We start from the raw sequence: 17,598 nt of genomic DNA, 5'->3' as shown, positions 1-17,598 counted from the left end.
GCCCGGAAGGTAGCGAAAAAGATGACCGCCCAAGACATTCCGGCCGAAACGGATGCAGTCGGCAGCCTGCCGGAGCTGTTCGCCGCCCAGGTGCGATCGGCTCCGGACGCGATCGCTGTGGACGGCGCGTCGACCCGGCTGACGTACGCCGAATTGGCGGATGAAGCCGCCAGGCTGGCTGCGTATTTGGTTCGGCTGGGGCTGCGCGCGGAGGACCGGGTCGGCGTGCTGGCGGAGCGGTCGGCCGCGTTGGTCGTCGGGGAGCTGGCTGTCGTCACTGCGGGTGGCGCGTACGTGCCGCTCGACCGGCGCGCGCCGGACAGCCGGTTGCGGGCGCTGCTGGTCGAAGCCGGGGTGACGGTGCTGCTGACCGACGACCCGGTCCGGGCCTCAGAAATCCACACTGGACAGATCGCGGTGCTCGGACTGTCGTTGCCCGAAGCGGACTTTCCTTCCGTGGCAGTGCATCCGGACAATCTGGCGTATCTGGTGCACACGTCCGGCTCGACCGGAAAGCCCAAGGGCGTCGCCGTCCGGCATCGGGACGTGGCGGCGCTCGCGGCCGACCGGAGGTTCGCCGGGAACGCGCATCGGCGGGTGCTGCTGCACTCGACGGCCGCGTTCGACGCCTCCACCTATGAGATGTGGGTGCCGTTGCTGACCGGCGGCACCGTGGTGGTCGCGCCGCCCGGCGACCTCGACGTCGAGAGCCTGCGCGAGGTTCTTTCCCGGTACGACGTCGGTGCGGTCTGGCTGACGGCGGGCCTGTTCCGGGTCGTCGCGCAGGAAGCGCCGGACTGTTTCCAGGGCGTGCGAGAGGTCTGGACCGGTGGCGACGTCGTCCCGGCCGGGGCGGCGCGGCGGGTGCTGCGCGCCTGCCCCGGCGTGACCGTGGTCGACGGCTACGGCCCGACCGAGACGACCACCTTCGCGACCGCTCACGCCGTTCAGCCGGCGGACGTCACGACGGTGCCGATCGGCCGCCCGCTGGACGACGTGCGCGCGTATGTCCTGGACGACGCGCTGAATCCGGTCGCTCCCGGCGAACCCGGCGAGCTGCATCTAGCCGGCGCTGGCCTGGCGCGCGGCTACTGGGCGCGTCCCGGGGCGACGGCGGAGAAGTTCGTCGCCGATCCCCGCGTGCCCGGCGAGCGGATGTACCGCACCGGCGACGTGGTCCGCTGGAACGACCAGGGCGAGCTGGAATTCCTTGGCCGCACCGACGATCAGGTCAAGATCCGCGGGTTCCGGGTGGAACTCGGCGAGATCGAAACCGTGCTCGCCGCGGACGAGACGGTCGCCGAGGCCGTGGTCGTCGCGAGGCAGGACGGTCCCGGTACGAAGCGTCTGGTGGCCTATGTCGTGCTGGTGCCGGATACGGCTCGAAAAGACCTGAAAACGGTTGTCGCGGCGGTGTTGCCGAGCTATCAGGTGCCGTCTGCGATTGTCGTGCTGGACGAGCTTCCCTTGAGCGCCAACGGAAAGGTCGACCGGAAAGCGCTGCCCGCGCCGTCAGCGGAATCGGCGGACGTCGGGACCGAGCCGAGGACGGACACCGAGCGTGCGGTCGCCGAGATCGTCACGGAAGTGCTGGGCCTGGACCGCATCGGCGTCGAGGACGACTTCTTCGCCCTGGGCGGCGACTCGATCCTGGCCGTGCAGGCGTTGTCCAGGTTGCGCCGGGCGTTCGGCGCGGACCTCTCGGCGCGGGCGCTGTTCGACGCGTCCAGTGTGGAAAAACTTGCGCAGCTCCTGGAAAACGGCCCGCGAGCCGAGCAGGCGATCCCACTCGCGTCGCCGACAGACCTGCTTCCGTTGTCCCCGGCGCAGCGGCGATTGTGGCTCCTCGACGAAATGACCGGCGGCAGCACCGAGTACAACACCGGCGTCGGGATCCGCCTGTCCGGCCCGCTCGATCCGGCCGCCCTGCGCACCGCGCTGGCCTCTTTGTGCGCACGGCACGAATCGCTGCACACGACGTTCGAGTCCGTTGCGGGACAAGGGATGCAGCGGATCGCGCCGACCGGGGAAATCCCCTTGGACATAGCGGATTCCGCCCCGGACGACGACACGCTGAAGGCTGAACTGAGCGCACCGTTCGACCTGCGGACCGGACCGCTGACCCGGGCTGTGCTCTTCCCGCTCGCCCCGGACGAGCACCTGCTTCTCTTGTGCCAGCACCACATCGTCACCGACGGCCGGTCCATCGCCGTCCTCACCGACGAACTCCTCGACCGGTACAGCGGCACAAAACTGACCCCGCTGCCGCTCGGCTACCGGGACTACACCCAGTGGCGCCTGGCCTCCGAACGCCTCGACCAGCTCGGCTACTGGCGCGGGGCCCTCGACGGTCTCGAACCGCTCGCGCTGCCGACCGACCGCCCGCGGCCCGCGCAGCGCACCACCGCGGGCGCGGTGCACCGGCACGACCTGCCCGCCGACCTGGTCCGCCGCGTCGCGGAAGCAGGACGGACGCAGGGAGCGACGCTGTTCATGACCCTGACCGCGGCTGTCCAGGTCGTCTTGGCCGCGTACAGCGGGCAGCGGGACATCGCGGTCGGCACGGCCGTCTCCGGACGCGACCGGGCCGAACTGGAGCAGCTGACCGGGTTCTTCGTGAACACCCTCGTACTGCGGTCCTCAGTGGACGGTACGCAGCCGTTCGATCGCTTCCTGGCGGACTTCCGCGAAACCGTGCTGGCCGCGTTCGCGCACGGCGACGTCCCGTTCGACCGCGTCGTGGAAGAAGTCCAGCCCGAACGCGACCCGTCGCGGACGCCGTTGGTGCAGGCCGTCGTCGTCCTGCAACGCCCGTTGGTGGCGAACCGGACGGTCGCGGGCCTGCAGGTCAGCGAGTACGCGCTGCCGCGGCCTTCGGCGCGCTTCGATCTCGTGGTCGAGTTCTGGCCGGAGCCGGACGGTCTGCGCGTCACCGTCGAGTACGCCACCGCGCTTTTCGACGCTGCCACCATCGAACGTCTCGCGCTGAGCCTGGAAGTCCTGCTCACCGGGATCGCCGCCGATCCGGCACGGCCCGTGGGCGACCTCCCGCTGCTCACCGCCGAGGACCGCCGGTTCCTGCTGCCGAGCCAGCCCGAGAGGACACCCGCCGAGACGGTGCCGGACATGTTCGACCGATGCGCCGAGCAGAGTCCGGACGCCACCGCAGTGGTGTGCGGCGACCTCAGCCTGACCTACGCCGAGTTGCAGTCCCGGGCGAACCGCCTCGCACAGCACCTGATCCGGCGCGGCATAACGCCGGAGGAACGGGTCGGCGTACTGCTGGACCGCTCGGCCGACCTCGTCGTGGCCGTGCTGGCGATCCTCAAGGCAGGCGCGGCCTACCTGCCCTTGGACCTGCGCGCCCCGGCCGACCGCCTGAGCCGCGTCCTCGATGGGGTGTCGCTGGTACTCACCGACGACACCTGGCACGACACCGCCGTCACTGTCCACAAGGGAACGTCCCTCGTCGTGGCGGACGTCGACGAGCCGTCCACCACACCGGAAACCGCGCTGAGCGCCCAGAACCTCGCGTACGTCGAGTACACCTCGGGCTCCACCGGCGTCCCGAAGGGCGTGGCAGTGCGGCACGCGGACGTCACGGCGCTCGCGATCGATCCGTGCTTCGCCGGCCACGAACGGGTCCTCCTGCATTCCCCGCTGGCCTTCGACGCCTCGACCTACGAGCTGTGGGTACCGCTGCTCAACGGCGGCACCGTGGTCGTCGCGCCGCCCGGCGACCTGGACGCCGACGTCATTCGGCAGCTGGTCGCCAAGCGCCAGATCACGGCACTCTGGCTGACCGCCGGTCTCTTCCGGCTCTTCGCCGAGGAGACGCCCGACTGCTTCGCCGGACTGCGCGAGGTCTGGACCGGCGGCGACGTCGTGCCGCCGCCCGCCGTGCGCAGGGTCCTCGACAGCTGCCCCGGCATCGCCGTCGTGGACGGTTACGGCCCGACCGAGACCACCACCTTCGCCACCTCGTTCCGGATCACCACCGAGGTTCCCGACGTCATCCCGATCGGCACCCCGCTGCAGGACGTCCAGATCCGCGTCGTCGACGACCGGCTCCGCCTGTTGCCGCGCGGCGCGGCCGGAGAAGTCTGCATCGCGGGAGCCGGGCTCGCGCGCGGGTACTTCGACCAGCCGGGAATGACCGCGGACCGGTTCGTCGCCGATCCGTCCGGCGCTCCCGGGGCCAGGATGTACCGGACCGGCGACCTGGGCCGCTGGCGCACCGACGGGACGCTCGAATTCCTCGGCCGCGTGGACGACCAGGTCAAGATCCGCGGTTTCCGAGTCGAACCGGCCGAGATCGAACGCGCGCTGGCCGCCGAGCCCGACGTGACCCAGGCGTTCGTGACCATCCGGACCACCGGCGGACGCAAACAGCTGGTCGGCTACGTGGTCCCGGCGAACGTGGACACCGAAGCCCTCCGCCGGGCCGTCGCCCGCACGCTGCCGGACTACATGGTGCCCTCGGTGCTCGTCCCGCTGGCCGAGCTGCCGCTCACCGCCAACGGCAAGGTCGACCGCCGCGCCCTGCCGGAGCCGCAGACCTCCAGCGAGCGGACGACAGCCCCGCGCACCGAACGAGAGGCCGTGCTGGCCGGGATCTGGGCCGACGTGCTCGGTCTCGACCGCGTCGGCGTGGACGACAACTTCTTCGCCCTCGGCGGCGATTCGATCCTGAGCATCCAGGTCAGCTCCCGCGCCCGGCAAGCGGGACTCAGCGTGACCACCGCCGACCTGTTCCGCCACCAGACCATCGACGCGCTCGCCCCGACCGTCAGCGAGGCCACGGCAATCCCAGCGCGCGGCCCAGAAAGCGGCGACGTCGTCCTGACCCCGATCCAGCATTGGTTCTTCGGCCTGGACACGGACCGCTTCGACCAGACGATCGCCGTCGAACTCCCCGCCGACGTCGATCTGACCGCGCTGATCCCGGCGCTGGCCGCGCTGTCCGAGCGGCACGACGCGCTGCGGATGCGGTTCAGCCACGACCGCGACGCGTGGCACCAGCACAACGCTGCCGTCGAGGAAGGGCACACGCTGCTGCGATGGACGCTGTCCGGCCAGCCGCGCACCCTGCACCTGGCCGCGCACCACCTGGTGGTCGACGGAGTCTCGTGGCGGTTGCTGCTCGAAGACCTCGACCGCGCCTACCAGCAGGCCGTGCGCGGCGAACCGATCGACCTCGGTCCGCGGACGACTTCCTTCCGCGAGTGGGCCGGCAGATTGGCCGAGCACGCGGAGGCGGGCGGTTTCGACGACGAACTCGCGCACTGGTGGGAACTGCCCACGCCGACCCCGCTTCCGGTCGACGGCACGGCGGAGAACACGTTCGGCCAGGCCCGCGTCGTCACGGCCCGGCTCACCGCGGACGAGACGCACGCGTTGCTGCGCCAGGTGCCGCAGGCGTACCGGACGCAGGTCAACGACGTGCTGCTGGCCGCGCTCGGCCGGGTGCTGGGGGACTGGACCGGGAACCCGCCGGTCATCGACCTCGAAGGGCACGGCCGCGAGGAGCTGTTCGACGGCGTTGACCTGTCGCGGACGGTCGGCTGGTTCACCAGCATTTTCCCAGTGGCGCTGGACGTTCCGGACGGCTGGGGCGCGGCACTGAAAGCGGTCAAGGAGCAGCTGCGCGCGGTCCCGCGACGGGGGATCGGCTACGGCGCGCTGCGCTATCTCGCCGGGTCCGCGCCGGTGATCGAACCGCAGGTGAGCTTCAACTATCTCGGCCAGTTCGACCTGCCCGGCGATCTTTACCCGGCCCTGCACCGGGAACTCGAGCTGGACGTCGCGTCCGACACTGTTCGGCCGCACCTGCTGGAGGTCGTCGGCCGGGTCGAGGGCGGCGAGCTGGAGCTGGCCTGGCATTACGCCGAGGGCGTCCACGAGAAGTCCACAGTGGACCGACTGGCCGCGGCGATGGCCGAAGCGCTTCGCGAGATCGTCCGGCATTGCGCGGAGCCGGGAGCGGGCGGCCGGACGCCGTCGGACTTCCCGCTGGCCGGGCTGGATCAATCCACAGTGGACTATTTGGTCGGCGACGGCCGCGACGTCGAGGACATCTACCCGCTGACGCCGATGCAGGCCGGGATGGTGTTCCACGACCTCGCCCAGCCCGGCGACCGGGTCTACTTCGAACAGGTTTCGTTCACTGTGGACGAGGTACCCGATCCGCAGCGGCTCGGCGAGGCCTGGCGACGCATTGTCGAACGGACTCCGATCCTGCGCAGCCGGATCGTGTGGGACGGCGTGCCGCAGCCGCTACAGGTCGTGCAGCGCGCTGTCGAACTGCCGGTGTCTTACTTGGACTGGTCCACTGTGGATCCCGAAGAAGCGCTAGAGAAGCTGCTGGCGCAAGACTTGGCCGAAGGATTCGACCTCGCCCAAGCCCCGCTGGCACGCTTGGTCATCGCGCGGGAATCCGCCACGAAAGTGCGCGTGCTCTGGACCTTCCACCACGTCCTCCTCGACGGCTGGAGCGTCTTCGGCATCCTCTCCGACGTAGTCGCCCTGCTGCGCGGTGAGGAACCGCCGGTCCGGCCGCCGTTCCGCGACTACGCGGCCTGGCTCGCCGATCAAGACGAGGAACGAGCCGAGGAACACTGGCGGGCCGAACTCGCCGGAGTGACGCCGACTTCGTTGCCCGTCGAGCGTCCCGCCGTCCGCACGCACTCGTCGAGTTCGACCGGCCGGATCCCGGTGGAGCTGGACGACGAGACGTCCGCCGCGGTCTACGCTTTCGCGCGGCGGCACCGGCTCACGGTCAACACCGTCGTCCAGGGCGCGTGGGCCGCGTTGCTGGCGCGCTACAGCGGCGAAACCGAGGTCTGCTTCGGCGCGACCGTGTCCGGCCGTCCGGCGGAATTACCCGGCGCGGACGACATTCCCGGCATCTTCATCAACACCCTGCCGGTGCGCGTCCGGCTCGACGGCACGCGCGGGGTCGCGGACTGGCTGCGCGATCTTCAAGCGGCGCAAGCGGAATCGCGTCGGTTCGGACACGTCGGCCTGACCAAGCTGCAGGCGTGGAGCGGCGGCGGCAACCTGTTCGACAGCATCGTGGTCTTCGAGAACTACCCGATCGACGAGGTGTCCGAGCTGCGCGACGTCCGCGCGGCCGAGCGCACCAGCTACCCGCTGGGCGTCGTCGCCTACCCCGGACGCCGGTTGTCGCTGATTCTCACGCACGACCCGGCGCGGATCGGCGACCCGGCGGCGGCAAGGCTCGCGGCGCACCTCGAAGCGCTGGTCCGAGGCATGGTCGCGGCACCGCACGAACCGGTGTCCCGAGTGCCGATGCTGTCCGACGCCGAGATCAAGCACCTGCTCGCCGAGCGGAACGAGACCGCGCGCCCGCTCCCGAAGGCGGCCGTGCCGGAGCTGTTCGAGGCGCAGGCCCGCCGCACCCCGGACGCTGTCGCGCTGGTGACGGACGACGAGGAGATCACCTACCGCGAACTCGACCTCCGCGCGAACCGGCTGGCCCATCGGCTGATCAACGCGGGCGTACTGGCTGAGGACCGCGTGGCCGTCTTGATGGACCGCTCGCCGGAACTCGTCGTCGCGGAACTCGCGATCCTCAAGGCCGGTGGCGCGTACCTGCCGCTGGACCTGCGTGCCCCGGCCGAGCGGCTGAAGCTGCTCCTCAGCGAGGCCGAAGCGGCGGTGTTGGTAGCCGACGCCGCGTGGTTGGCGACCGCCGAGGAAGTCCACAGTGGCACCATTCTCACCGGCGAGAGCGGCACCTCGGAGACGTCGCCAGCCGTCCGCGTCGATCCCGAACAGCTCGCGTACGTCATCTACACGTCCGGTTCGACCGGCCGTCCGAAAGGCGTTTCGGCGCGGCATTGCGACGTCGTGGCGCTCACCGCCGACCAGCGATTCGCCCGCCACGACCGGATTCTGCTGCACTCGCAACAGGCCTTCGACGCCGCGACCTACGAACTGTGGGTGCCGCTGCTCAACGGCGGCACCGTCGTGCTGGCCCCGCCGGGAGACGTGGACGTCGAGACGCTCGGCCGCTCGCTCACGACGCACGGCGTGACCGGCGCGTTCCTCACCACCGGGCTGTTCCGGCTGGTCGCGCAGGAATCGCCGGAGGTCTTCGCGGGCGTGCGGGAAGTCTGGACCGGCGGCGACGCCGTCCCCGCGGCCGCGCTGCGCCGGGTCCGGGCGGCCTGCCCGGACACCCTGGTCGCCGACGTCTACGGCCCCACTGAGACCACCACGTTCGCGACCGTGCACCCGCTGCCCGGCGAGGTCCCGGACGTCGTCCCGATCGGCGGGCCGCTCGACCACACCCGCGGGTACGTCCTCGACGACGGCCTCCGGCTCGTCCCGCCCGGCGCGCCCGGCGAACTGCACCTCGCCGGCGCGGGCCTGGCGCGCGGCTACCTCGGCCGCCCCGGGCTGACCGCCGAGCGGTTCGTCGCGGACCCGTTCGGGCCGCCGGGGGAGCGGATGTACCGCACCGGCGACCTCGTGCGGTGGAACGACGAGGGCGCGCTCGAGTTCGTCGGCAGGGCCGACGAGCAGGTCAAGATCCGCGGGTTCCGGGTCGAGCCGAGCGAGATCGAGGCCGCGCTCGGCGAGCACCCGGGCGTCGAGCAGGCGGCTGTGCTGGCGCGTTCGGACGGCGGCGTGAAGCGCCTGGTCGCCTATGTCGTCGGCGAGACCGATGGTCTGGCCGAGTTCCTCGGCCGGACCCTGCCGGACTACATGGTGCCCGCCGCGTTCGTCCGGCTGGAGCGGTTCCCGGTGAACGTCAACGGGAAGCTCGACCGGCAGGCGTTGCCGATGCCCGAGTTCGGCGCGCGGGACCACGTCGCGCCGCGGACCGAGCGCGAACGCACGATCGCGGAGATCTGGGCCGACGTGCTCGGTGTCGAACGCGTCGGCGCGACGGACGACTTCTTCGAACTGGGCGGCGACTCGATCCTCAGCATGCAGGTGGTCTCCCGCGCCCGCCGGGCCGGGTTGGAACTGCAGCCCGGCGACCTGTTCGCGCACCGCACCCCGGCCGCGCTCGCCACGGCGGCCCGCACCGCGACGGCGGCGGTCGAGCGCGGCCCGGTCCACGGCCCGGTGCCGCTCACCCCGATCCAGCAATGGTTCTTCACGACGCAAACCGCCGAGCCGGACCACTTCCACCAGTTCGTTCGTCTGGGAACTGTCGATTCGGACGCGGCGAACGCAGCCGTTGAGGCCCTGCTGACGCACCACGACGCGCTCCGGATGCGCTTCGCCCGCGGCGAAACCCATTGGCTCCAGGAAAACGGCCCGGTCGGCGCTGAGGCACCGCTGGTCCGCTTCGAGCAGGACCGGCTCTCCGTGCACCACCTCGTGGTCGACGGCGTCTCGTGGCGCGTGCTCCTCGAAGACTTCGAACGTGCTTACCACCAAGTGCTGGAGGGCAAACCGATCGATCTTGGCCCCCGGACGACGTCCTTCCGCGACTGGGCGCTCCGGCTCGCCGAGCACGCTGCCGCAGGCGGGTTCGACGACGAACTCGGCTACTGGCGGGCCGTGTCCGGTCGGACCACGCTGCCGGTCGACGGCCGGGGCGACTCGACCGTCGCTTCGATGCGTTCGGTGACCGTCCGGCTGTCCGCGGCGGAGACCAGGGCACTGCTGCGAGACGTTCCTGCGGTCTATCGGACGCAGGTCAACGACGTGCTGCTGGCTGCCCTCGGCCGGGTCCTGCGCGACTGGACCGGCGGGACGGCCGTGGTCGATCTGGAAGGCCACGGGCGCGAAGAGCTGTTCGACGACGTCGACCTGTCCCGGACGGTCGGCTGGTTCACCACGGTCTTCCCGGTGGCGCTGGACGTCCCGGACGACTGGGGCACGGCGCTCAAGTCCGTCAAGGAGCAACTGCGCGCGGTGCCGCGGCGCGGGATCGGCTACGGCGCGCTGCGGTACCTGACCGGCACGGCACCGGAGATCGACCCGCAGGTGAGCTTCAACTACCTGGGCCAGTTCGGCTCCGGCCGGCTGGAGTCCGACGAAAGCCCGCGCTCGGCTCGCGCGCATCTGCTGGACGTCGTCGGCCGCGTCGAGACCGGCGAGCTGGAATTGACCTGGTACTACGCGGAAGGCGTCCACCATCAGTCCACTATGGACACGCTGGCCGCCGCGATGACCACTGCTTTGCGCGAGATCATCCGGCATTGTGCCGAGCCGGGAGCGGGCGGCCGGACGCCGTCGGACTTCCCGCTGGCCGTGCTCGACCAGTCCACTGTGGACGAGCTAGTGGGCGACGGCCGCGAGGTCGAGGACATCTACCCGCTGACGCCGATGCAGTCCGGGATGGTGTTCCACGCGCTGTCCCAGCCCGGGGAGCGCGTCTATTTCCAGCAGGTCGGGTTCGTGCTCGACGGCGTCGACGATCTGGCCGCGCTGGAACGGGCATGGCAGCAGGTGGTCGACCGGACGCCGGTACTGCGGACGCGGATCGCCTGGGAGGGCGTGCCCGAGCCGGTCCAGGTCGTGCAGCGGCAGGTCCCGGTCCCGATCGCCCGGCACGACTGGCGAGACCGGACCCCGGACGAACGCGACCAGTCGTGGCAGGACCTGCTCGCCGCAGACCGCGCCCAAGGGCTCGACTTCACGGAAATGCCGTTGCTGCGCCTGGCTTTCGCGCGACTGTCGGACACCGAGGTCCGCGTGCTGTGGACGTTCCATCACGTCCTGCTCGACGGCTGGAGCGTCTTCGGCGTGCTGTCCGATGTCTTCGCCGCCTACTCCCGCGCCGAACTGCCCGAGCGCCCGCCCTTCCGCGACTACGTCGCTTGGCTGGACCGGCAGGACGACGCGGCGGCCGAGGAACACTGGCGGCGCGAACTCGGCAGTCTCGTCGCCCCGGCCCGGCTGCCCTACGACCGGGCACCCGCACAGGCGCACACGAGCCGGTCATCGGAATGGCTGCGCGTGCCGGTCGAAAACTCCGGACGGTTGCGGGACTTCGCTCGCCGGGCCGGTCTCACGCTCAATACCGTCCTGCAGGGCGCGTGGGCGCTGGTGCTGGCCCGGCTCAGCGGCGAGCGCGACGTCTGCTTCGGCACCACGGTTTCCGGGCGTCCGGTCGATCTGCCCGGCGCGGACGACATCACCGGCATCTTCATCAATACCCTGCCCGTGCGGGTCACCGTGACTGGGGCGGACGTGACCGAGTGGCTGGCTCAATTGCAGTCCGCGCAGGTCGAATCCCGCCGTTACGGCCACCTTCCGCTGACCAAGCTCCAGGCCTGGAGCGGTTGCAGCGGAGGCCTTTTCGACAGCATCGTGGTCTTCGAGAACTATCCGATCGACAACGCGTCAACGCCCGGGTTGCGGCTGCGCGACGTCGACGCCGCCGAGACGACGAACTACCCGATCAGCGTCGTCGCGTCGCCGGGGGAGCAGCTGACCCTCGACGTCGGCTACGACCCCGACCTGTTCGACACCGAGACCGCCGAGCGGATCACCCGGCAGCTCCTCGCCGTGCTCGACGCCTTCAGCGCGGGCCCGGGATCGCTGGAAGACATCGACCTGCTCACCGAGGCGGAACGCCACCGGGTGTTGGTCGACTGGAACGACACCAGCCAGCCGCCCCCGGAAGACGACCTGGCCGACCTGTTCGCCGCGCAAGTCCGGCAGGCGCCGGAAGCGGTCGCGGTGACCGGCGACGGAATCCGCCTGACCTACGCGGAGCTGGACCAGCGATCCGACCGGCTCGCCCGATATCTGGTCTCGCTCGGCGCCGAGCCGGAAACGCTCGTCGGCGTGCTGATGGACCGTTCGCCCGGGCTGGTCGTCGCCGAACTCGCGATCATCAAAGCCGGTGCCGCGTACCTGCCGCTGGACACCCGCGCACCCGAGCCGCGGCTCAAGACTCTCCTGTCCGGCGTGAAGATCCTCGTCACTGACGACACTTGGCGCGATACCGCGAGCAAGGTCCACAGTGGACCCACCGTCGTTCCCGGAGAGCAAACCGCGGCCGCGAAGCTCCCGAAGGCAGATCCGGCCAACCTGGCGTACGTCATGTACACCTCCGGATCGACCGGAAAACCGAAGGGCGTCGCACCCAGCCGCCGCGACATCGTGGCGCTGGCCGCCGACCGGCGTTTCGCGGCACACCACCGAATCCTGCTGCACGCCTCGCAGGCCTTCGACGCCTCGACGTACGAACTCTGGGTGCCGTTGCTCAACGGCGGCACGGTCGTCGTCGCCCCGCCTGGTGACCTCGACCTCGAAACGATGGGCCGCCTGTTCGCCGAATACCGCGTCGGCTGCGCGTTCCTCACCACCGGCCTGTTCCGGCTCGCGGCCCGCGAAGCGCCGGAGATCTTCCGCGGGCTGCAAGAAGTCTGGACCGGTGGCGACGCGGTTCCGTCGGCCGCGGTGCGACGGGTGCGGGAAGCCTGCCCGGACACGACCGTCGTGGACGTCTACGGCCCGACCGAGACGACGACGTTCGCGCTGTCGCATCCGGTGCTCGGCCCGGTGCCGGACGTCGTGCCGATCGGGAAGCCGCTGGACAACACGCGGGCATACGTCCTCGGCCCCGACCTGCGGCCGGTGCCGCCGGGAGCGCTCGGCGAACTGCACCTCGCCGGCGCGGGCCTGGCGCGCGGCTACCACGGCGCTCCCGGCCTGACCGCCGAGCGGTTCCTGCCCGATCCGTTCGGGCCGCCGGGGGAGCGGATGTACCGCACCGGCGACCTCGTCCGCTGGACCGCGCGGGGAGAACTGGACTTCGCCGGCCGCGCGGACGAGCAGGTCAAGATCCGCGGGTTCCGGATCGAACCGGGCGAGGTCGAGGCCGCGCTGGCCGCGCATCCCGGGATCTCCCAGGCCGAGGTGCTGGCCCGCGAGGACCACGGCGTCAAGCGGCTCGTCGCCTACTACACCGGTGAGGCGGACGAACTGCCCGCATTCCTCGGGAAGACCCTGCCTGACTACCTGGTCCCGGCCGCGTTCGTCCGGCTCGACCGATTGCCGTTGACCGGCAACGGAAAACTCGACCGTCACGCGCTGCCCGCCCCGGACTTCGGCACGACCGGCACCCGCACCGCCCCGGCGACGGAGGCCGAACGGGTCCTGGCCGGGATCTGGTCCGAGGTGCTCGGCGTCGAGGACGTCGGAGCCGAGACGAACTTCTTCGAACTCGGCGGCGATTCGATCCTCAGCATCCAGGTCGTCTCCCGCGCCCGTCGCGCCGGGCTGATCCTCTTGCCGCACGAGGTATTCCGGCATCCGACGCTGGCCGCCTTGGCCGCGCACGCCGGAGGCGATCACGGGCCGAAAGCCGAGCAGGGCCCAGTCGTCGGCGAAGCGCCGCTCACGCCGATCCAGCGCTGGTACTTCGAGACCCAGCCGGAGCGGTTCGACCAGCGGGTGGTGCTGGAATTCGCCGAAGATGTCGACGAGCCAGCGCTGCGTCGCGCTCTCGAAGCGGTCTGGGCGCACCATGACGCGCTGCGCCTGCGGTTCGATCAAACTCAGCACAACGATCCGGTCGGCCCGGTGGAACTGCTCGTCGGCGAGCCCTCGTTCGAGGTGAAGCGGGGTCCGCTGCTGAACGCGGTCCTCGACGGGCGACGGCTCCTGCTGGCCGCGCACCACTTGGTGATCGACGGTGTCTCGTGGCGAATTCTCTTGGAGGACTTGGAAACCGCCTATCGGGGCGAAGCCCTCGAACCGAAGACGACGTCATTCCTCGCCTGGTCCCGGCGGCTCGCCGAACACGCCGAGGCAGGCGGTTTCGACGACGAACTCGCTCACTGGCAGTCTCTGCCGCCGGTGCGTCCGGGCGCCCCGGGCCTCATCGCGGACACTCGCGAGGTCACCGTCCGCCTCACCGATGAGGAAACCCGGGCGCTGCTGCAGGACGTCCCCGAGGTCTACCGCACGCAGGTCAACGACGTGCTGCTGACCGCGCTGGGCCGCGTTCTGCGGGACTGGACCGGCGAAACCCCGGTGATCGACCTCGAAGGCCACGGCCGCGAGGACCTGTTCGCGGGCATCGATCTGTCCCGGACGGTCGGCTGGTTCACCAGCATGTTCCCGGTCGCGCTGGATGTCCCGGACGACTGGGGCCCCGCGCTCAAGGCCGTCAAGGAACAGCTGCGCGCGATCCCGCGGCGGGGCATCGGCTACGGCGCGCTGCGGTATCTGACTGGCACGGCTCCGGAGATCGACCCGCAGGTGAGCTTCAACTACCTCGGCCAGTTCAGCAGTGCCGAAGGCGGACTGTTCCGTGTCGGCAGCCTGGACGCCGACGTTGACCCGGACGCGCGTCGGACCCACGTGCTCGACGTCGTCGGCCGGGTCGAAGCGGGAGTGTTGGAGCTGACCTGGTCTCACGCCACCGCAGGCGACACCGTCGAAACCCTGGCCGAGCAGACGTTGAAGGCACTGCGGGAAATCATCGCGCACTGCGCCGAACCGGGCGCGGGCGGGCGCACCCCGTGCGACTTCCCGCTGGCCGCACTCGATCAGTCCACTGTGGACCACCTGGTCGCGGACCGGAACGTCGAGGACATCTACCCGTTGACGCCGATGCAGGGCGGAATGGTCTTCCACGGCCTCTCGCAGACGGCCCAGGGCATGTACTTCGAGCAGGCCACCTTCGTGCTCGAAGGGGTCACCGACCCGCAAAGGCTCGGCAAGGCGTGGCAGCAGGTCGTGAACCGCACGCCGGTCCTGCGCACGTCGTTCGTCTGGACGGGCGTGGAGGAACCGGTCCAGGTCGTGCACCGCGAGGCCGAACTGCCGGTGCGGCAGCTCGACTGGACCGACCTCGACGGGCACGAGGCGGAGCTGGCGCGGCTGCTCGCCGAAGACCGCGCGCAGGGCCTCGACCTGGCCGTCGCCCCGCTGGCCCGCGTCACGCTGGCGCGGCTGTCGGAAACGGAAGTCCAGGTGCTCTGGACGTTCCATCACGTGCTGCTCGACGGCTGGAGCGTGTTCCAGATCCTCTCAGACGTCTGCACCGCCTACGCCAGGCAACCGCTGCCGTCGCGGCCGCCGTTCCGCGACTACCTCGCCTGGCTGGGCGAGCACGACCAGGCGGCCGCCGAACAGTTCTGGCGCACCGCACTCGCCGGAATCGAAGGCCCGACGCAGCTGCCGAGCGACCGGACCCCGCCGTCCGGCCACGCCGCGTGCTCGGCGGAGTGGCTGCCCGTCCGCCTGGACCGGCCCGCCACCGCCCGGCTGGACGCGTTCGTCAAACGCCACGGCCTCACGCACAACGTCGTGCTGCAGGGAGCCTGGGCGCTGCTGCTGGCGGTCTACAGTGGACAAACCGACGTGGTATTCGGCGCCACCGCGTCCGGTCGTCCGGCCGAAGTGCCCGGGGTGGACGACATTCCCGGCATCTTCATCAACACCCTGCCGGTCCGGGTCGCCGTGGACCGCGGCGTTCCCGTCGCGGACTGGCTCGCCAAATTGCAAGCGGCCCAAGCCGAAGCGCGCGGGCACGGGCACGTCCCGCTCGCGCGGGTCCAGGGCTGGGCGGGCCTGCCGGGCGGGGTGAACCTGTGCGACAGCCTCGTGGTGTTCGAGAACTACCCGATCACCGGCGCGGCGGCGGGACACGGCCTGACCGTGCGCGACCTGTCCGCGCGGGAGACGACGAACTTCCCGATCACCGTGGTCGCCTCACCCGGTGCGGAGCTGTCGGTGGACGTCGGCTACGACCCGGCGCTCTTCGATCCCGCGACGGTGACAGACCTGTCCGCCCGGCTGCTGGAAATCCTCAGCGGCCTGACCGCGGACGGCGCCCGCGCGCTCGGCGCGGTCCCGGTCGTCACGGCGGCGGAGACCCAGCTCCTCGCCGAGCGGGCCGACACCTGCGGCGAACCGGAGCCCCGGTCGCTGCCCGAACTGTTCGCCGAGCAGGTCCGGCAGCGGCCGAACGCGCTCGCGGCCGTCCTCGGCGGCGAACCGGTCACCTACGCCGAGCTGAACCGGCGGGCCAACCGGCTCGCGAACCGGCTGGCCGGACTCGGGCTGCGGCCGGAGGAACCGGTCGGGCTCGCCGTGGACCACGCGGCCGCGGCGGTCGCCGAGCTGGCCGTGGCCAAGGCGGGCGGCGCGTACCTGCCGATCGACGCGCGCGCTCCGCTCGAGCGGCAGCGGGTGCTGCTCGACGGTGTCCGGTTCATCGTCGCGGCGGAAGAACATCCGCTCGGCCAGACGGTTCTGCTGTCCTCGGTGGACGATGAGCCGGACAGCGACCCGGATGTCACCGTCGACCCGGATCAGGCGGCTTGCGTGATGTACACGTCCGGTTCCTCCGGGGTGCCGAAGGGCGTGGTGGTGCGCCACCGCGACATCGCGGCGCTGGCCGCCGACCGCCGGTTCCGCAGCGGGGCGCACGAGCGGGTCCTGCTGCATTCGCCGCTCGCGTTCGACGCCACGACCTACGAGCTGTGGGTGCCGCTGCTCACCGGTGGCTGGGTCGTCACCGGCCCGGACACCGGCCTCGACGCGCCGCTGCTGCGCGGCCTCGTCCGCGAGCACGGCCTGACCGCGGTGTGGGTCACCGCCGGGCTGTTCCGGATCCTCGCCCAAGAGACGCCGGAGTGCTTCACCGGCCTGCGCGAGGTCTGGACCGGCGGCGACGTCGTCCCGGCGGAGGCGGTACGGCGGGTGCTGGCGGCGTGTCCGGGGCTGCGGATCGTCGACGGCTACGGCCCGACCGAGACGACCGTCTTCGCCACGGCGCACCCGATGGACGGAACGGTGCCGGACCGGATCCCGATCGGCCGCCCGCTGGACGGCGTCCGCGCCCGGGTCCTCGACGCGGACCTGCGCCCGGTGCCGCCGGGCGTGCCGGGCGAGCTGTGCCTGGCCGGCGCGGGACTGGCTCGGGGCTACCGGAGCCGGCCCGGCCTGACCGCGGACCGGTTCGTCGCCGACCCGGACGGCCCGCCGGGGGAACGGATGTACCGCACCGGCGACCTCGTCCGCTGGACGCCGGACGGCACGCTCGAATTCCTCGGCCGCCGCGACGACCAGGTCAAACTGCGCGGATTCCGGGTCGAACCGGGCGAGGTCGAGGCCGTGCTGGCGAAGCATCCGGACGTCGCGCAGGCCGCGGTGCTCGTCCGGGAGGACCAGCCGGGCGTGAAGCAACTGGTCGCCTATGTGGTTTCGGCGGCCGAAGAATCCGTGCTCCGGGAGTTCCTGGCCCGGTCCCTGCCGGACTACCTGGTGCCGTCGGCGTTCGTCGCGCTCGACCGGCTTCCGGTGAGCACCAACGGAAAGCTCGACCGGCGGGCGCTGCCTGCCCCGCGGGCGGCGGAGGCCGGGCACGTCGAACCGGCGACGGAGACCGAGCGCGCGCTCGCCGGGATCTGGGCCGAGGTGCTCGGCGCGGAGCGCGTCGGCACGCGGGACAACTTCTTCTCCCTGGGCGGCGATTCGCTGCGCAGCCTGCACATTTCCGCCAAAGCCAGCGCGCTCTTCGACGTCCGGCTCACCCCGGCCGACGTGCTGGCCGCGCGCACCGTCGCGGCGCTGGCCGAAACCGTCGAAGACCTCGTACTCAGCGAGCTGGAACGGCTTGCCGCAGAACTGGAATCGTGAGGACTC

General features: G+C 71.1%; 1 protein-coding gene. It reads left to right on the top strand.

Going from position 1 to position 17,598, the window contains the following annotated elements:
* The first annotated feature begins 21 nt into the window (after nucleotides 1-21).
* Entirely contained in the window at nucleotides 22-17,592 is a 17,571-nt protein-coding gene (locus D0D37_RS17900) for a non-ribosomal peptide synthetase (RefSeq protein ID WP_116201694.1), read from the top strand.
* Nucleotides 17,593-17,598: the final 6 nt, after the last annotated feature.

The sequence above is a fragment of the Amycolatopsis circi genome (assembly GCF_003385235.1).
Lineage (GTDB): Bacteria > Actinomycetota > Actinomycetes > Mycobacteriales > Pseudonocardiaceae > Amycolatopsis > Amycolatopsis circi.
The sequence above is the reverse complement of the archived record's forward strand: the minus strand, read 5'-3'. Positions and strand labels throughout refer to the sequence as shown.